Annotated in this window: 14 protein-coding genes and 2 pseudogenes; 4 read left to right on the plus strand and 12 right to left on the minus strand. The window is 67.7% G+C overall.

The annotated features are described in order from the left end of the window. Positions 1–67: 67 nt before the first annotated feature. Both ACFYW9_RS24200 and ACFYW9_RS24205 read right to left on the minus strand, forming a co-directional pair. Complete coding sequence (locus tag ACFYW9_RS24200) at positions 68–991, minus strand: TauD/TfdA dioxygenase family protein (RefSeq protein WP_389153958.1); 924 nt, start codon at positions 989–991, stop codon at positions 68–70. Positions 992–1,109: 118 nt separating this feature from the next. Next, on the minus strand, positions 1,110–1,712 hold the full coding sequence (locus ACFYW9_RS24205) for a TetR/AcrR family transcriptional regulator (protein ID WP_389153961.1): 603 nt from the start codon (positions 1,710–1,712) through the stop codon (positions 1,110–1,112). Between the two features lie 391 nt (positions 1,713–2,103). Here ACFYW9_RS24205 and ACFYW9_RS24210 point away from each other — a divergent pair. The 3 genes and pseudogenes from ACFYW9_RS24210 to ACFYW9_RS24220 all read left to right on the plus strand — a co-directional run. Beyond that, positions 2,104–2,265, plus strand: a pseudogene (locus ACFYW9_RS24210) (transposase domain-containing protein); the annotation flags it as partial. Between the two features lie 62 nt (positions 2,266–2,327). Beyond that, entirely contained in the window at positions 2,328–3,098 is a 771-nt protein-coding gene (locus tag ACFYW9_RS24215) for an IS4 family transposase (protein ID WP_389153964.1), read from the plus strand. Continuing rightward, positions 3,092–3,412, plus strand: a complete 321-nt coding sequence (locus ACFYW9_RS24220) for a hypothetical protein (RefSeq protein ID WP_389153967.1) — start codon at positions 3,092–3,094, stop codon at positions 3,410–3,412. Before ACFYW9_RS24215 ends, ACFYW9_RS24220 begins: the two co-directional genes overlap by 7 nt. Before the next feature lie 289 nt (positions 3,413–3,701). Here the strand turns inward: ACFYW9_RS24220 and ACFYW9_RS24225 are convergent, their stop codons facing one another. Further along, positions 3,702–4,472 carry an aminoglycoside adenylyltransferase family protein gene (locus ACFYW9_RS24225; protein ID WP_389153970.1) on the minus strand — a complete coding sequence of 257 codons (771 nt, stop codon included), beginning with the start codon at positions 4,470–4,472 and terminating at the stop codon, positions 3,702–3,704. 167 nt (positions 4,473–4,639) lie between these two features. Between ACFYW9_RS24225 and ACFYW9_RS24230 the strand changes: the two are divergent. After that, positions 4,640–4,956, plus strand: a pseudogene (locus ACFYW9_RS24230) (transposase); the annotation flags it as partial. Positions 4,957–5,177: 221 nt separating this feature from the next. Here the strand turns inward: ACFYW9_RS24230 and ACFYW9_RS24235 are convergent. From ACFYW9_RS24235 to ACFYW9_RS24275, 9 genes are all read right to left on the minus strand, one after another. Beyond that, positions 5,178–5,810 (minus strand): MBL fold metallo-hydrolase, encoded by a 633-nt coding sequence (locus ACFYW9_RS24235; protein ID WP_389153973.1) that lies wholly within the window; start codon positions 5,808–5,810, stop codon positions 5,178–5,180. After that, the gene (locus ACFYW9_RS24240; protein WP_389153977.1) at positions 5,810–6,895 is read right to left on the minus strand and encodes an S-(hydroxymethyl)mycothiol dehydrogenase; all 1,086 of its coding nucleotides are present in this window, start codon (positions 6,893–6,895) and stop codon (positions 5,810–5,812) included. The genes ACFYW9_RS24235 and ACFYW9_RS24240 overlap by 1 nt, the downstream gene beginning before the upstream one ends. 64 nt (positions 6,896–6,959) lie before the next feature. Next, positions 6,960–8,177, minus strand: a complete 1,218-nt coding sequence (locus tag ACFYW9_RS24245; protein ID WP_389153980.1) for a cytochrome P450 — start codon at positions 8,175–8,177, stop codon at positions 6,960–6,962. Positions 8,178–8,220: 43 nt separating this feature from the next. Continuing rightward, on the minus strand, positions 8,221–9,210 hold the full coding sequence (locus ACFYW9_RS24250) for a PDR/VanB family oxidoreductase (protein WP_389153983.1): 990 nt from the start codon (positions 9,208–9,210) through the stop codon (positions 8,221–8,223). Between the two features lie 130 nt (positions 9,211–9,340). Beyond that, positions 9,341–10,105 (minus strand): IclR family transcriptional regulator, encoded by a 765-nt coding sequence (locus ACFYW9_RS24255; protein ID WP_389153986.1) that lies wholly within the window; start codon positions 10,103–10,105, stop codon positions 9,341–9,343. A 48-nt stretch (positions 10,106–10,153) separates the two neighbouring features. After that, on the minus strand, positions 10,154–11,365 hold the full coding sequence (locus ACFYW9_RS24260) for an ABC transporter substrate-binding protein (protein WP_389153990.1): 1,212 nt from the start codon (positions 11,363–11,365) through the stop codon (positions 10,154–10,156). Positions 11,366–11,525: 160 nt separating this feature from the next. Further along, complete coding sequence (locus ACFYW9_RS24265; protein WP_389153993.1) at positions 11,526–13,949, minus strand: glycoside hydrolase family 3 C-terminal domain-containing protein; 2,424 nt, start codon at positions 13,947–13,949, stop codon at positions 11,526–11,528. Positions 13,950–14,469: 520 nt separating this feature from the next. Then, complete coding sequence (locus ACFYW9_RS24270) at positions 14,470–17,067, minus strand: family 78 glycoside hydrolase catalytic domain (protein WP_389153996.1); 2,598 nt, start codon at positions 17,065–17,067, stop codon at positions 14,470–14,472. 43 nt (positions 17,068–17,110) lie between these two features. Continuing rightward, entirely contained in the window at positions 17,111–18,019 is a 909-nt protein-coding gene (locus tag ACFYW9_RS24275; protein ID WP_389153999.1) for a carbohydrate ABC transporter permease, read from the minus strand. Positions 18,020–18,024: the final 5 nt, after the last annotated feature.

Here is an 18,024-nt window from a genome sequence, read left to right on the forward strand (position 1 = left end):
GCGGGACGGGGAGGGCGGGCGAGGGGCCCTGCAGCCCCTCGCCCGTGGGCGTACGGTCCGGCGCCGCTCAGGAAAGCGGGACGCCGGCGATCGCGATGCGCTCCATGACGCGGCGCTGCGGGTAGTAGTCGTTGATCGCGTAGTGCTGGGTGGCGATGTTGTCCCAGATCGCGACGGAGCCCGGCTGCCAGCGGAAGCGCACCTGGTACTCGGGGATACGGGCCTGCAGGACGAGCTCGTCGAGCAGGTCGCGGCTCTCGTTGTCGGACAGGCCGACGATCCGGGTGGTGAAGGGCTCGTTGACGTAGAGCAGCTTGCGGCCGGTGCGCGGGTGGCGGACGACCACCGGGTGCTCGACGGGCGGCAGGGCGTCCCGGAAGGCGGCGATCTGGCTCTCCGTCATCATCGCTCCCCAGCTGGGCACCCAGTCGTGCACAGCGGTGAGCCCCTCGATACGGGCCTGCGTCTTTGCTGAGAGGTTGTCGTACGCGGCAGCCATGTCGGCCCACTGGGTGTCGCCGCCCGCGGGCGGGACCTCGACGGCACGCAGGATCGAGCCCAGGGCGGGCGCGGCCATGAAGGAGTGGTCGCTGTGCCAGATGTTCTCGGTGCCGATGGCCATGGCGTCCTTGGCCAGACGGGAGACGCCGGCGGTGTCTCCCTTGGGGAAGAAGGGGTTCACCTCCGGCTCGCCCCACAGGCCGGAGAGTGCGAGCTGGGACTGCGGGTCGAAGGCGTGCTGGTCACGGAAGAAGATCACCTTCCACTCCAGCAGGGCCTGCTTGAGCTCCTGGGCGAGGTCCTCACCGATCGGCCGGGACAGATCGACGCCGTCGATCTCGGCACCGATGTGAGGGGTGAGCGGACGGATACCCAGGTGCTGGTACTCGACCTGGGCCCAGCCCGGCGCGGTGCGCTCCAGCACACGCTTTCCGTAGTGCATCAGGGGCTTGTCGAGGGCGGGGGCGGGGGCGGTGACGACGCTGTCCATGGGCACTCCGAGGCGACGATCGGCATTTCGTTCCTGGGAGTATCGTTATTCGGGCATGGTCTGGCAAGGGCTTGACAGCACCGATGCGAAACGAGAGTGTCCGGTGTGGTCGACGCGGTCAGGACGCCGAACCGACGGCGCGCGCCACAAGATCCACCAGGGCGTCCACGAGCCTGGAGTCGGGCATCTCCTGCTCGCCGATCAGCCGGAACAGCAGCGGTGCCGCCACCAAGGTGGCCGCGGCCCGGACATCGGTGCCGGGCTGCACGTCGCCGCGGGCGATCCCGCGCTCGAGGACGCGCCTCGTCTCGCTCGTGATCCGCTCGGTGTACTCCGCGTACTGACCCCGTATCGCGCCCGTCTCGGCCGCCGCTCCGATCAGGCCCGCGATCAGCCGGTCCGACCCCGGCAGCCGGTAGGCCTCCAGGCGAGCGGTGAGCACGAAGTGCAGCTCGGCACGGAAGCTGCCCAGATCGGGCACTGCCAGGACGCCGATGCGGGTCTCCGCAGCGGCGATGATGAGGTCCTGTTTGGTGGGCCATCGCCGGTAGATGGCGGGCTTGCTCACCCCGGCCCGTGCCGCAACGGCATCCATCGTCACCGCCCCGATCCCCTGCTCGGTGACCAGGTCGACGACCGCGTCGAGGACGGCCCCGGTGGCCCGCTCCTCCCTCGGTCGCCCCGGTCCCCTTACTCTCCCGCGCGGTTGCATACCCACCATGCACAGAGCCTACGATCTCGCGGACATCATCTCCTCCGTATCGCCCTCGCACGCCGCCCGGTCCCGGAGACCAAGCAGTGCGGAACGACGGGCATTGGATCGCAACCACTGCTCGCGGAGGCCATCACCGAGCCCTATTTCGCCAGGGCGACACCGCCCGCGCAGGCCTTCGCGTCGATTTGCGGGACGTCGAACACCTCGACATCCCGTTCGAGCCGAGGGGAATTCCCGACTGTCATAAACCTGTCCAAAGGCAATGCTGTTGCCTTTGCTGTAGGCGTACTGTGCTTGGCAGTGGGTCCCGGGGGTGGTTCGGGTGGCTGCGAGCGTGTCCGACTTATCGGGTCTTGGCCTGTTGACCTAGGTGTATCCGCCCGGTTTGGTGGATCGGGTGGCGGCGTGCGGTCGCGCCGAGCGACGTCAGCGGCTGCTTCCGGCACGGCTGGTGGTGTATTTCGTGCCGGCGTTGGCCCTGTTCTCGCCTGTCCCGTATCTGGAAGTGATGCGCCACCTCGTCGAGGGCCTGCGGGGCTTGGGGCTGTTGGGCAACTGGCGTGTTCCGGCGAAGTCCTCCCTGTTCAGGGCCCGGCAGCGGCTGGGCTCCGAACCGCTCGGGTGCTGTTCGCCACGACCGCGAAGCCGATGGCGACCGAGGCGACACCCGGCGCGTTCTGGCGGGGCCTGCGGCTGCTGGCCGTCAACGGCACCTGCTGGGACGCCGCGGACAGCGAGGCCAACGAAGCTGCTTTCGGGCGTCCGGGCAGTGGCCGCGGGTCGGGCCGGAGTGCGTTTCCGCAGGTGCGGATGGCCGCGTTGGTGGAGATCGGCAGTCATGCGGTGCTGGACGCGGAACTGGCCGACTGCCGCACAGGGGAAGTCACCCTGGTGAGTCGCCTGCCGCGTTCGGCCGGCCCGGGTCAGCTCGTCCTGGCCGACCGTGAGTTCCTCGGGGCCCTGTTGTGGCGGGCGTTCACCGCCACCGGCGCTGACCTGCTGTGGCGGGTGCCCGCCAACCATGTCCTGCCGGTGATCAAGCAGTTCCGCGACGGGTCATGGCTCTCCCACATCAGAGCGAGCAGTGGGCCGGCCCGCCAGGAACCGGTCGTGGTCCGTGTCCTGGCCTACCGGCTCAAGGATCAGGCCGGTAAGGGCGAAAGCGACGATTATCGCCTGCTCACCACCCTGCTGGACGCCCGCCGGTATCCGGCCCGGCAACTGGCCGCGCTCTACCGCGAACGCTGGGAGATCGAGTCCGTCTTCGCCGAGATCAAAACCCATCAGCGTGGTGCACACGCGTCGTGCTCAGCAGCAAAACACCCGACGGCGTTTGCCAGCAGATCTGGGCACACCTGCTGGTCCACCACGCCCTGCGTGAACTCATGCTGAGAACAGCCGCCACCCGTGGCCTGGACCCCGACCGCATCTCCTTCACCGAGACCCTGCGCTCCGCCCGGCGCAGCGTGACCGTCACGCCGGGCAGTTTTTCCCCTGACCTGCTGGTCAGGGCACTGGTGATGCTGGAGCAGGACCTCCTGGAACGGCTCCTGCCCGTCAGACGGCTCCGCGACCAGCCCCGCGCCGTGAGACGCAAGATGTCCAACTACCACCTCAAACGACCTGAACACCGTGCCTGGCCACAGCCGACCCGCACCGGACCTCAAGCCGTCCTCATCACAAGACCCCCACCCACAAACCCGTAACGCAACGGCATTGGGGTTAACCTCGCGCTTTCGCGAGCGGGGCTGCACGAGGGGTGATCAGGGGAGCGAGAATAGCCGCTGACCTGGAACGATGAGATTTTCCTAAGGTCCGTTTCGTCGTCAAGAGAACTGCACTCCTCAGGTGAAGACGCGTAGAGGGTCTTGTACCCGCATGCCCCGCCGGGGGCGGTGGGTCGCGGGATAGTCCCCCAGCCCGGTGCCGTACTGCTGGTTGAGACCGCGCGCAAGGCAGGCTGGACGCGGCGCCGTCGGCGGCGCTTCAGGGCCCCTATGTCCGCTGGGTCCGGGTGCGCAACTGGTCAATCTCGGCGAGTACACGGTCCACATGCGGGCGCACCTGTGCCTGCAACGTCTCGCTCCATCTCTCGTCGGAATAGCCGCAGTTGAGGTAGAGCTGCCTTGCGTACTCAAGGGCGGGGCGGTACTCGGGCGGGAGTTGGGCCAAGGCCCAGTCGGCGGCGGCGTCCTTCGATCTGATCTGGCCGGTGGCGAGTGTGGTCCAAATGCGGGCGAAGGTCAGCAGGACGTTGCGGGTGTCGTCGTCCAGGCTGTCGACCAGGCCAGGGATGCCCGCCACGCTCGCGTGGACCAGGTCGGCGTGCGAGACGGGGTCGAGGACCTGCGCCGGGCGCGGGCCGGTGAGGGGGTGGTCGCCGGCAACCGCCATGGTGATCAGCAGAGCCAGATCGGCCATCGGCTCCGGCCGGGGGACCTTCCCAGCCTCGTACTCGGCGCGCAGCCATTCGCCGTACAGGAAGTCGCAAGTCGGCGGGTACCGCCACGGCCGGACCTCGGACTGGACGACCACGGTGAGCTCGACCGGGCGGACCTTGTTCCGTGAGCCGGAGATCCCGAGCAGTCCACCAAGGAGCGCCCGTCGCTCCTGCTCGTCCATCCGCCGCCGGGAGACGACCAGGACGTCCACGTCGCTGGCCGGCTTGAGGCCGCCGAGCACAGCGGAACCGTTGAGATAGGTGCCGATGACCTCCGAACCGAGCACACCGCCGACCAGCCCGACAATCTCCTGAATCTGGTCCACTGCACCAGTGTCTCTGGTCGTCCGGGCCGACCGCACACCATTAACCGCGGGCTGTCGCGGAGGGAGTTCGTGCAGGTCTTGACCAAATAAGGGGAGAGTGCTTCTGAACTGCAACGATGGGACTTCTCTAGGGTCCTGTCGGCTGCAACGAAAGAAGCACTCTCCAGTTGAGCAAGCGTATCGGCTCCTACCCGCCTGTCCGCGTCCATGGCAACGGTGGCGGGGTGGTCTCACAGGCCGGTGGGGTGCCGCTGGTGGAGACCGTCCGCAAGACCGGTCTGGACACGGCGATATCAGCGGCGCTGATGCCCTGGCGCAAGCCGCGGACGGTGCATGATCCTGGCAAGGTGCTACTGGATCTCGCGCTGGCGATGGCGCTGGGCGGGACTGTTGGTCGGACGTGGCCGTGCTTCGGGCCGAGCCCGCACTATTCGGGCCGGTAGCCTCCGACCCCACCGTCTCGCGCCTGGTGGACGCCCTGGCCGGGTGTGACCAAGCTCGGTAGTTGGCACCATGCGACGTTCGCAACCTGCGCTGATGCCAACCGGCTTCAGCAACCAGAGGTCCGGAATCAGCGAGATAGTTGGCACTTTGGTACAGCGCAGGTCACAAGGGGTGCCGCCCTCCACTCGTGAGGCTGAGCGTAGGTATGTCCCCTCCTCAGGTGGCCGAGGACAAGCGCATCGGCTCCGTCACCGACCCCGTTCAGTGACCGGCGGCTATCCACTCCTCCAGATGGGGAGCTTCCGTCCGGACGCTCGTATCGCTGCCGTGCCCGGTGCGGACCTGTGTGCCGGGCGGCAGGGTGAGGAGTCGGTCGCGGATCGAGCGGATGATGGTGGGAAAGTCCGAGTACGAGCGCCCAGTGGCTCCGGGACCGCCCGCGAACAGAGTGTCGCCGGTGAATACGGTGCCGAGAGTCGATGCGTACAGGCAGATCGATCCCGGTGTGTGGCCGGGGGTGTGTACCACCCGCAACTCCGTTCCCGCGACGTCGATGCGCTGGTCATGGGACAGGTAGCCGTCAGGGCTGTGCTCGGGATGGGTGTGCTTCCACAGCAGTCGGTCGTCGAGGTGCAGGAGGATGGGAGCTCCGGTGGCTTCGGCGAGCGCCGGGGCCGCGTTGACGTGGTCGTTGTGGGCGTGGGTGCACACGATGGCGGTCAGGCGCCGGTCGCCTACGGATGCCGCGATGGCATCGGCATCGTGGGCAGCGTCGATCACGATCGCCTCGTGGTCGTCACCGACGATCCAGACGTTGTTCTCGACGTCCCAGAGGCCGCCGTCCAGGCTGAAGGTGCCTGAGGTTGTGAGGCGTTCGATGCGGACCCCGGTCATCAGAAGATCACCACCGAACGGAGGACATCGCCCTTGTGCATGCGGGCGAAGGCGTCTTCGACCTCGTCCAAGGTGATCGTCTCGGTGACGAAGGAGTCGAGGTCCAGGCGGCCTTGGAGGTAGAGGTCGGTGAGCATGGGGAAGTCGCGGGACGGCAGGCAGTCGCCGTACCAGGAGGACTTGAGCGCGCCGCCTCGTCCGAAGACGTCCAGCAGCGGCAGGTCGAGTTGCATGTCGGGGGTCGGGACGCCCACGAGGACGACGGTGCCGGCCAGGTCACGGGCGTAGAACGCCTGTCGGTAGGTTTCCGGCCGCCCGACGGCTTCGATGACGATGTCGGCGCCGAATCCGCTGGTGAGCTGGCGGATGGCCTCCACCGGATCGGTGTCGAGCGCGTTCACGGTGTCCGTGGCGCCCATCGTCCGAGCCGTCTCGAGCTTGCGCTCGTCGATGTCCACGGCGATGATCTTCGCGGCGCCGGCCAGTCGGGCACCGACGACGGCTGCGTTGCCGACGCCGCCGCAGCCGATGACGGCGACGGTGTCGCCTCGGCCCACTCCTCCTGTGTTGATTGCCGCGCCAATGCCTGCCATGACCCCGCAGCCGAGCAGCCCGGCGGCGGCCGGTGAGGCGGCCGGATCAACCTTCGTGCACTGGCCGACAGCTACAAGGGTCTTTTCGGCGAAAGCGCCGATGCCGAGGGCAGGTGACAGTTCGGTGCCGTCGGTGAGGGTCATCTTCTGGCGCGCGGTGTGCGTATCGAAGCAGTACTGCGGGCGTCCGCGTCGGCATGCGCGGCAACGGCCGCAGACCGCCCGCCAGTTCAGGACGACGAAGTCGCCCGGCGCCACGTCGGTGACTCCGGTGCCGACCGCCTCCACGATGCCCGCCGCCTCGTGTCCGAGAAGGAACGGGAAGTCATCGTTGATGCCGCCTTCGCGGTAGTGCAGGTCGGTGTGGCAGACGCCGCAGGCCTGCACGCTTACCACCGCCTCGTCCGGCCCTGGATCGGGCACGACGATCGTCTCGACGCGCACCGGCTCGCCTTTGCCGCGGGCGACGACGCCGCGTACGTGCTGAGGCATGGATGGATCCTCTCGACTGTCTGTCTGTGTGGGAGGTGATGCTCGGGTTTGCGACGGACGGTGGTCAGCTCACGGGGCGCACGCGTACGGGGAGCGCTGCGAAGGAGCGCAGGGTGTTGTTGAGGTGTCGGCGCGGTTCGCCTGCGAGCTCGACGCGTTCCACCCGTCGAGCCAGGGCCGTGAGGAGTGCTTCGGCTTCCAGGCGGGCTACGTGCTGGCCTACGCATTGGTGGATGCCCATGCCGAAGCCGACGTGTCCGGATGGATCGCGGGTGAGGTCGAAGCGGTCCGGGTCGTTCCAGCGGGCCGGGTCACGGTTCGCCGCGCCGAGGAACATGAGGATCTTGGATCCCTCGGGGACGAGGGATCCCGCGATCTCGACGTCGGTCGTGGCGGTGCGGAAGAAGGTCTGGACGGGTGACTGCCAGCGCACCGCCTCATCGAACGCCACGCGGGCCAGTTCGGGGCGTTCGCGGAGCCGCTGCCATTCGTCAGGGTGGCTGGCGAGGGCGTAGAGGGTGGCGGCCAGGCCATGCACCGTCGTGTCGACTCCGGCGGTGAGAAGGGAGCGTACGACCAGCGGTGCCTGCTCGTGGGTGAGGTCGCCGCGGTCGGCAGCGGCCCAGATGCGGGCGCCGAATCCGTCGTCGGTGAGGGCTTGGCGGGCGCACTGGGCGTTCACCCAGGCGGACAGGTCGGCGGCCCTGCGAGCATCTGCCTGCACGAGGGCGTTGACGGGGCCGAAGGCATTGAAAGCCATGTTGCCGTAGGGCAGGAGGTTGTCGCGGCCGTCGGGTCCCAGTCCCACGGCATCCGGGAAGACGCGCAGCGGGAATGCTTTGGCTAGCGCTTCAAACGCGTCGAAGTCGGTTCCCTGGGTGTCCAGGACGGTGTCGACGAGGTCGTCGGCTATCGGCTGCCATGCCGCACGCAGTCGGCGCAGTGCTGGTGGGGCGAGTATCTCGCGCAGGACGCGGCGCGGTGCGTCGTGGTGCGGTGGGTCGGCCTCCAGCAGCAGGCTCGGAGGCCGCCAGGGCTTCGCATGGCGGAAGTTGGCCAGTCCCACGCCGGCGGCGGACTGGAACGTCTGCCAGTCGACGAGGGCCGCGTGCACTTCACGGTATCGGGCGAGCGCGTAGACGTCGTAGCGGGACAGCCGCACGACGGGACCTGCTTCCCGGAGGGCGTGGTGCAGGGGTTCGGGCGTCGTGAGGTGTTCGGTGGCGAACGGGTCGGCGTCGCTCGTGGGCGGTTCGACGGCGACGGCGGGTGCTTCGGTCATGGCGGCTCCAGCGAATGCGGCTCGGGAAGGGACGGGTCGTGGCTCAGAGGTCCAGGACCAGGCGGGCCGAACGGGAACGTGAGACGCAGGGCAGCATGCAGTCGTTGGCGGCGCGTTCGTGTTCGGCCAGCACCGAGTCCCGGTGGTCCGGGGTGCCTTCCACGACCGGGGTGAGGCAGGTGCCGCAGGTGCCGTGCTCGCAGGAAGACAAGACGTCCGCACCTGCCCGCCGCACGGCTTGGAGGACGGTGACGTCGGGGGTGACGGTCACCGTCCGCCCGCTGCGGCGCAGTTCGACCTCGAAGGGCCCGTGGTGCACCGGCTCTGTCAGGGCCTTGGCTGTGAATCGCTCGGTCCGCAGGCTGTACGTGGGCCAATGGGAACACGCTGTCTCAACGGCAGTGAGCAAGGGCCCAGGTCCGCAGCAGTACACCTTGGTTCCCTCATCCGGTTCGCTCAGCCAGGCCTCCAGGTCGAGGAGTCCGACCTCGTCTTGGGGGCTGATGTGGACGCGGTCGCCCCAGGAGGATGTGAGTTCCTCGAGGAAGGCCATGGACGCTCGGCTGCGGCCTCCGTACAGCAGTTGCCAGTCGGCTCCGGTCACGTCGGCTTGGTGGATCATCGGCAGCAGAGGAGTGATGCCGATGCCGCCCGCGATGAACAGGTAACGCTCGGCGGGCGCCAGGGGGAAGTGGTTGCGCGGCCCTCCGACTTCCACGAGGTTCCCGGGCATGAGCTGATCGTGGATGTAGGCGGAACCGCCCCTGCCGGGGGCTTCACGGAGGACCGCGATGCGGTAGGCGCGCGGGTCCCATCGGTCGCCGCACAGGGAGTACTGGCGAGTCGCACCGGTCGGGAGAATGAGGTCGATGTGCGAGCCGGGCGTCCAGTCCGGTAGCCGTGTGCCCTCGGGATGCGCGAGGGTGAGTGACACGACGCCGTCGGCGACAGGTTCCTTGTCCTGCACCCGCAGCGTCACGGTGGAGAGGTTCTGCTGCAGCGGAGCGGTGGGCAGCAGGTTGTGTACGACCACGTTGTCGCCTCCCGTCTGTGGAATGCAGGAAGCATGCGCGGGGGCACCGTCGGACCGCGACGGCATTCTCGTTCAGTGAGAGACCGACTTCGCGGAGATGTCATGCGGCCGTCGCATCGCCGTCACATGCCTATGGAGCGTCCTGTGTCCCGCGTCCGGCCAGCGCGCGGGAGATGCCTCGGGCGGCGGTCCGTACGACGGGGACAACGGCCTGGGCACCGGCCTCATTGGGCACGATGACCGACAGCGCCGCGATCACCGTGCCGTCCGCACCGCGGACGGGCGCGGCTACGCCGAGGGCCTCCGCGTGGACGTAGCCGGGGCAGTACGCGTAACCCTGCTGCCGGATCTCGGCAAGAACCGCGCGCAGCTGTGCCGGTGTGGCTGGTGTGACCGGTGTGTACGCGATCAACGGGCTGTCCAGGATCCTTTGTTTGAGGTCACTGGGGCCGTGGGCGAGGAGCACCAGACCGCTGGAGGAGGCGTACAGAGGAAGGCGCCCGGCGATCCGGGTGTAGTTGATCACCGCGTGTGGTGCGGAGAGCCGTTCGAGGAAGAGCACGTCGTCGCCGTCGAGGACGCCGATCTGCACGTGGTGGCCGACGACGTCGTGGACGCCTTCCATGAACGGCATTGCGTGATCGCGCAGGGAGAGAGTGGGGGAAGCACGCGTTACCAGCTCCCACAGCCGCACGCCGATGCGTACTTTGCGGTCGGAGTCCCGGCTCAGGAAACCGTGCGCCACGAGCTCGGCCACGAGGCGGGAGACCGTGGCCACGTGCAGGCCGGTTCGACGGGCGATCTCGGAGACCGTCAGCGCCGGCTCGTCCTGGCTGAACGCTTCGAGAATGCGAGCTGCCCTGGACAGCACCGACTCCTGATGAGGTGTGTTCATGGCGAACCGTCCTGGTGGTCTCCCGGCCGGGGGTGTCCGTTTCTGCGTCTACTCGTACGCACGGTCCATGGCAGCCAGTGCGTGAGCGATGTCCGTGGTGCCTGCGAAGAGGGCGTGCACCTGCTCGAAGTGTGTCTGCTGCACCTCTGAGTTGGGCCATCGCTGATCCATGAACGGTACCGTCGTTCCGTCCTTCTGCCGCCGTGCCACCTCCGCGACGGCGGGATCGACGGAGAAGGAGTTGTTGGGCAGAGCAGGCAGCGTCGCTCCGGACCGGTTGTACAGGTTCTGGCCCCGTTCTGATCCCAGGAAGTCCACGAACACCAGTGCCGCTTTGCGGTGGGGGGTCTTGGCGTTGAGCCCGTAGGCGGCGGAGACGGCGCCAGGTATCCGGGTTTCATCCGGCTGATCCGTGGCGGGCAGGGCCGTCATCCGAAAGTGCATGTCCGGGGCCGCGGAACGCAGAGTGGCAAGAGTGCTGGCGACCTGGACCACTCCCACTGCTTTCCCGTCGGCTACTTGGTCGAGGGCATTCTCGTAGCTGGTTTTGAGCGGAGCGGGGCTGAAGCAGCCACGATCGCGCATCTCCAGGTACTTGGCCATGGCCTGGCGCCATCCCGACCGGGCGAAGGTCTCCTTGCCGGACTCCATCTGCGTGTCGAAGTCGGGGTCGTGGGCGTACACCGTGGTGGCGACCAGTGTGTAGTCGACGAGCTGGGTGACCCATGGGGTCTGGTTGCCCAGTGCGAAGAGCACCTTCCCGTGCCGGCGGGCGGTTTCGCACAGGGCGAGGAGGCCGCTGTAGGTGGTGGGCCGGGTTCCGCCGATGGCCTTGAGCGTTTCCGCCGAGTAGATCGCGCCGATGGCGCTGAAGGTGACAGGTACCAGGTATGTACCGACGTTGCCGTCGGTTACAGGTCGCATGCTGTCCGGGATCCGGCCGGCGAAGAAGCGCAGGCTGAGTGCTTCCAGGAAGTCGTCCTCTTCCAAGGCCAGGACGGAGGCAGGATTGCCGCTGCCGGGCCAGACGGTGAAGACATCCGGCGCGTTGCCTGCCCGAAGCTGCTGCGGAAGCTCCTTTTGCAGGGTGTTGGTGTCGGCGTAGCTGACGCTGACGTGGATGCTGGGGTGGCTCCGGTGGAAGGCCGCGACGACGGCCTGCATCGAAGCCTTGTCGGTGATGTTGGCCCTGACGGACACCTCGGTGTCCGAGGTGTCACTGCCGGCTCCGATGACGGAGCAGCTGGTCAAAAGTGCCATGCTCAACGTCAGGGATGCGGCGAAGCAAAAGGGTCTCGGTCTGCGGGACACGGGCGGGCTCCATGTAGTTGTGGAGGCGGAGTTCGACGAGCCGGAATGACAAAGGCGCGTCACGCCGTGGCGAGGAGGCGGACGGCGTGACGCGCCGGCTGGGACTGCGTCAGCTGATGGGCACGGCTCGCTGCGCGGTCAGGTCGCGGGAACTGTGCGCAGTGGCGAAGGTGTACGTGCCGGGGACAAGCGCCCAGGCGCCTGCCTTCCAGATGGTGAGGTTGTCCAAGGGAATGGTGACCGTGAGCCGCTGGGAGCCAGCCGGGGCCAGGCTGATTTTGCGGAACGCGACGAGCCGCTTCGGCTCGGCGGCGGCAGCACTCGGCAGTGCGGCATAGACCTGCACGAGTTCCGTGCCCTTGCGTGAGCTGGTGTTGGTGACGGTCACGCCCACCGTCACTGTCTTGGCGCTCTTGTCGTAGGTTGCCTCGAGGGAGCCGTGGGCGAAGGTGGCGTATGACAGGCCGTGGCCGAAGGGGAAGCGCGGCTGCTGCCCCTTGCTGTCGTAGTAGCGGTAGCCGATGGCGATGCCCTCGTCGTAGGAGACGGCTCCGTTGCTGCCGGGGTAGGCCGCGGGTGTGGTGCCCGGCCCTTGGGTGGCGTCGGCGGGGAAGGTGACGGGCAGGCGGCCGGAGGGGTCGCTGTCTCCGAAGAGGACCGCGGCCAGCGCCGTGCCCATGCCGCGGCCTCCGTACCAGGCTTGGAGCACGGCCTCGACGTCGCCGAGCCAGGGCATGGAAACGGGACCGTCGGTGTTGAGGACGACCGTGGTGCGCGGGTTGACCGCTGCCACGGCGGCGATGAGCTGTTCCTGATCACCGGGCAGGCCGAGTGCCAGGTGGTCCATGTCCTCTCCGGCGACCCGGTTGACGAAGACGACGGCCGCATCCGCGGCGCGCGCCGCGTCGACTGCGGCGGGTATCAGGGAATCGGGCTGCCAGCCCAGCGTGAGCCCGCAGGTACCGGCGTCTGTGGTGGCGTTGGTGTAGGTCACCTCGATGGTGACGGCCTTTCCGGCGGTCAGCGCGGCGGTGCCCTGGAGGGGGTAGTCGTAGGGGCCGAGGAAGAATCGGCGGCTGTGCCGGGCGCCGGTGGCGACCGTGGTGCCGTTGATCTTCAAGGTGGCGGTTCCCGCGGCGAGCAGGGAGAAGCGGTGCAAGCCCGTGGTCGTTGGAACCAGGGTGCCGGTCCACTTCGCGGACCACACGTCGGGCAGGTTGTCCACGGGAGCGGAGGTGAAGTCGATACCGGTGTCCGTGCGGGTGGTGAGCGGGGTGCCGGAGGCGTCTGCTCCCGAGTAGTAGGTGGCGGACAGGCCCGGGGTCCCGGCGCCGTTGCGCAGCACGGTGGAGGGCACCGCGGTCAGGGGGAGATCTCCCTTGGTGCCCTGTGCGTGCGTGACGGTGACGGCGCTGCCCGCGCGGGCGCGGATGGCGTCCAGGGGGGTCGTCCATGATCCCGGATCGACGTAGGTGGAGCCGCCCACGCCGGTGAAGACGTCCCTGCCGGCCGGACCGATGACGGCCAGGGATTTCAGAGTGGTCGGCAACGGCAGTGCGGCGGAGCGGTTGGCCAGAAGCACCAAGGAGGCGACGGCGCTCTCGTGGGCGAGGTCCTGGTGGTCCTGGGTACTGACGTCGGCCGCCGGAGTGGGCACGGGATGATCGAAGAGGCCGTTCGCGTACATCGTGACCAGGATGCGTCGGGCTGCGTCGTCCAGCCGAGTGCTCGGTATCGCACCGCCGGTGAGTCCTCCGGCGGGGATCTTGACCGCGTAGGGGCCGAGTCCGGCGAGGTCCATGCCGGCTCGCGCGGCGGCGACTTGGTCGTCTCCCGCCCAGAAGTCCGGCACGGTGTAGCCCTGCAGTCCGATGGTCTTCTTCACGTCGTCGAAGAGGGCGGGGCTCTGTGTCGCGAAGGTCCCGTTGATCTTGGGGTAGGCCATCATGACCGAGGTGGTCGGGGCGGCTGTGACAACGCGGCGGAACGGCGCCTCGTACAGTTCGTGCAGTGCGCGGTCGGAGACCTTGGTGTCTGTGGAGAAGCGGTTGGTCTCTTGCGTGTAGGCGGCGAAGTGCTTGACCGTGGCTGCGACGTTCTGGCTCTGTATGCCGGTGGTGAGAGCCGCGCCCAACTGGCCGGCCAGCAAGGGGTCCTCGCCCATGCCTTCGGACTGCCGGCCGGAATGCCAGGTCCGGGTGAGGTCGATGGTGGGGCCGAGGAGGTTGTTGTAGCCCTTGGCCCGGCCCTCCGCGCCGATCGCCGTGCCGATGCGTGCCGCCAGGTTGGCGTCGAAGGTCGCCGCCTGCGCGACCGGAACCGGAAATGCGGTCACGCCCTGCTCGCCGCGCAGACCGGCCGAGGCATCCACCATGGTCAGAGCCGGAATGCCGAGGTGGGCGACGGTCGCGAAGTCGCACCGGACGAGCGCTTCCTTCTCGGCTGCTGTCATGCGGGCGAGCATCGCGTCCGCCTGGTCCTGCGGTGTCGCGGAGGGCGCTGCGGCGGCCGCGTCGGTCATCAGGGGAGCCATGCTCAGCCCTATTGCGGTGAGGGTGGCGGCAGACAGAAACGTTCTTCTTTTCACGGCGGCTCTCCGAAGGGGGGACGGATATACGCACACAGAAAAAGAGGGGGCCGGCCGATTGGGTCAGGTTCACGGCCGGCCCCGGTTCGGGGAAGGGAGACGGATCCCTGCGATGTTCCCAGAATCGCCTGCTTGCCTACCGAGTCCCGCGGCAGCAGTAGCGGCGATGGAGTGGGGATTTCTGTGTTGCGTACGCTTGTTGAACGGACAAACTAGAGGGCCCACCCAGAAGGGTCAACCCTTTTGGCAACCACACAACAGAAATGTCACTGACCAGCACACTTAACGCTCAAATTGAAATGCGCATGTGAAATTTCAATGTGAAACGAGCGGTCGACTCGAGTCACCATAAGGCGTATCGATGGACGCCATCGACCAGGCGAATGATGAAGCCCCAATGAATGCCAAAGAGAAACAGTCCGGCGCCGCAAGCGGCGCCGGACTGTTTGGAATCGATGAATGTCTTTCAGGCTGTTTCCTGCAGGAGTTCCCAGGAGTCGAGGTCATGCTTCCCTGGCCCGACGTGGACTGGCGGACACCCTGGTAGCCGCACGACGCCCGAGCAGCCGTCCGGCACGACGGCATGGACGTGCATCCGGCCTTCGGCGGTCGTCTCCCACGACAATGCCGCAGCGCCGTAGGGCGTTTCGTGGCGTGTCCGCGCCCAGGTGATACCGCCGCCGGGCCGCGGTTGGAAGACGAGCTGCCGGTAGCCGGGCCCGGCCTCGGCTATGCCTCCGACGACGCGGTGGAGCCAGTCGGCGACGGCTCCAAGGGCGTAGTGGTTGAAGGAGGTCATTCCGCCGGGATTGAGGGTGCCGTCGGGGCGAAGGCTGTCCCAGCGCTCCCAGATGGTGGTCGCGCCTTGCGTGACCGGATAGAGCCAGGATGGGCATTCGGTCTGGGTCAGCAGGCGGTAGGCGACGTCGAGGTGACCGGTGTCTGTGAGTGCGTCACAGATCACCGGCGTCCCCACGAATCCCGTGGCGATTCGGGCTTCATCGGCGAGGACCAGCTCTGCCAGCCGTGCGCCGGCTGCGCGGCGTTGCGGCTCGGTGAGGAGGTCGAAGGCGATACCGAGTGCGTAGGCGGTGGGGCTGTCGCTGGTCATGCTGCCGCCGGGCAGTACGTACCGGTGGCGGAAGGCGGCCGCTACCTCTTCGGCCAGTGCGGCGTATCGCTCGGTGTCCCGCTTCATGCCCAGTTCGGCTGCGGCCAGGGACAGGTGACGGGCGGAATACGCGAAGTAGGCCGTGGCCACCAGGTAGCGGTCCGTGCAACCTGCTGCCGGGTCATCCGGCGGAGCGGCGGGGTCGAGCCAGTCACCCAGCTGGAATCCGGTGTCCCAGAGGCGAGCGGGGCCGGCAAGCCGTTCGACGAGGTCCACCCATGCCTTGGCCATGGCGTAGTTGCGGCTCAGGATCTGAAGGTCGCCGAAGCGCCGGTACAGGGTCCAGGGGGTGAGCGTGGCGACGTCTCCCCAGGCGGCGCCGGGCTGGATCGGTGTCCACATCGGCTTGCCGGGGATGACGGGAACGTACCAGGGGATGGTGCCGTCGGGAAGCTGCTCGAGCTCGACGTCGGTGAGCCACGAGTCCAGCATGCCGGCGCAGTCGTAGAGGAAGCTCGCGGTCGGGGCGAAGACCTGAAGGTCGCCCGTCCAACCCAGGCGTTCGTCGCGCTGGGGACAGTCGGTGGGGATGTCGACGAAATTGCCGCGCATGCTCCATACGACATTTTCGTGGAGCCGGTTGATCAGCGGATCGCTGCATTCGAACCAGCCCGTACGGCGCATGTCTGTGTGATAGACACGGGCCGTCACCGACTCCTGGGTCAACTCTCCTGGCCAGCCGCTGATTTCGGCGTAGCGGAAGCCGTGCAGGGTGAACCGGGGCTCCCACGTGTACGGACCATGCCCGGAAAGAATCAGGGTGTCGGTGGAGTACGCCTCGCGCAGGGGCTGAGTGGCCAGTTCTCCGTCCTGGAGCACCTCGGCGTGGCGGATGGTGATGGTGGTGCCGGCGGGTCCGTCGGCGGTGAGGCGGAGACGGCCGACGAGGTTCTGGCCGAAGTCGAGAAGGTGTCGGCCGTCGGCGGTTCGTGTGATGGCGGTGGGGGCCATCTCCTGGGTGCAGCGAACGGGTGGGCCCTGGGGGGCGACGAGTGTGCGCGGGTTCCGGTTGCCGAGCCGTACGGGGGTCCACTCATCGTGCCGCTCAGGCGTGATGGTCGCCCAATGGGGGTCGTCGAGCCGGGCGTCGAAGTGCTCGCCCTCATAGAGGCCGCTGCTGGCGATGGGGCCGGTGGCCGCCGTCCAGGTGGCGTCCGTGGCGATCACCGCTGTGGTGCCGTCGTCGTAGGTCACTTCCAACTGAGCGATGAGAGCTTGGTCATCGCCGTAGATGTTTCGGGTACCGCCGTCGAATCCGTATTTGCCGCGGTACCAGCCATCGCCGAGCCAGGCTCCGATCACGTTGGCGCCGGTGCCGAGGTGGGCGGTGACGTCGTGGGTGCGGTAGCGCAGGCGGTGGGGGTAGACCGTCCAGCCTGGGGCGAGGGTCTCGCTGCCCACCCGGAGTCCGTTGATCTCCACCTCGTACAGGCCGTGCGCGGTGACGTAGAGACGGGCTCGGGTGATCGGGCGATCGAGGTGGAAGTCTTTGCGGACCCGGGCCGGACGGCGTTCGGCGGCCGGATCCTCGGTCCATCCGCAGCCGACGGGGACGGCACGCCAGTCCGCTGGATCGAGCAGGCCGGCTTCCACAGCACTGGGCTCGCTCCAGGCGGAAGGAGCCACGGCTCCATCCGTCCAGACCCGGACTCGGACGATCACGTTCTCACGTGAGGTCAGCGGTTCATCGGGCCAGGGCACCAGTACCTGGTCGCTGCCTTCGATCCGACCGGTGCCGCGCTGACGGCCGGCCCGTTCGAGCCGGACCTCGTACGCCTGCTGGCTGCCGGAGCCGGGGGGAAGCTTCCAGGTCAGTCGCGGGGTGGCCGTACCGATGCCGAGGCCGTCCGGGAGGTGTTCGAAGGAGACCGGGGCGGGTTGGGGGGTCGACAAGGGGAACCTTTCTTCACGTGCGGGAGCGGGTGGGCTTCGGAGGTCAGCCCTTGAGCGCTCCGGAAGTGAGGCCCTTCATGACCTTCTGGTTGAGGAAGAGGTAGATCAGGAGGGTGCCGAAAACGTTGAGACAGATGGCGGCGAACAGGGGGCCGTACTGGGTGGCGCCGAAGTCGCCGGTGAAGTTGAGCAGGCCGACCTGGACGGTGCGCAGGTCCTGGCTGTTGGTGAAGGTGAGGGCGATCAGCAGGTCGTTCCAGATGAAGAAGAACTCGACCAGGCCGACGGTCAGGAGTGCGTTGCGGACCATCGGGACGCTGATGGTCCAAAAGGAGCGCAGGATCCCGGCGCCGTCGATCGTGGCGGCCTCGAAGAGTTCACGGGGAACGGACTTGTAGTAGGTGGCCATCATGAAGACGGTCAGGGGCAGGCCGGTGCCGGTGTAGGTGAGAATCAGCGGCCACAGAGTGCCGGACAGGCCGGTCTGGAAGTACACCGTGAACAGGGGAAGCAGGATCATCTGCGGTGGCACCATCATGCCGGCCAGGAAGACCAGCAGGGTCAGGTTGCGTCCCTTCCACACCATGACCTGGAGTGCGAAGCCGGCGGCCGCTCCCAGCAGCAGGATCAGGGCCAGCGCCGGGACGACGGCGAGCAGGCTGTTGCGGACATAGAGGCCGATGTGGCCCGTGGTCCACGCTTCGGTGTAGTTGCCCCACTCCCACGTGGTGGGCAGGCTCCAGGTGGAGTGGTTGAGGTAGTCGTTGTTGGACTTCAGTGAGGTCAGGAACATCCAGACGAGCGGGTAGATCTCGATGACCAGCAGCAGGGTGACGACGATCTTCACCCACACCTTGCTGAGCTGGACGCGCCGCCGGGGCCGTCCGGAGGCGGCGGACGGTTCGCGGTTTGCCCGATGCGCGTTGGCCTTCACAGGGGTGTCGATGGCCATGGTTG

The sequence above is a fragment of the Streptomyces sp. NPDC002698 genome (assembly GCF_042888945.1).
Taxonomy (GTDB): domain Bacteria; phylum Actinomycetota; class Actinomycetes; order Streptomycetales; family Streptomycetaceae; genus Streptomyces.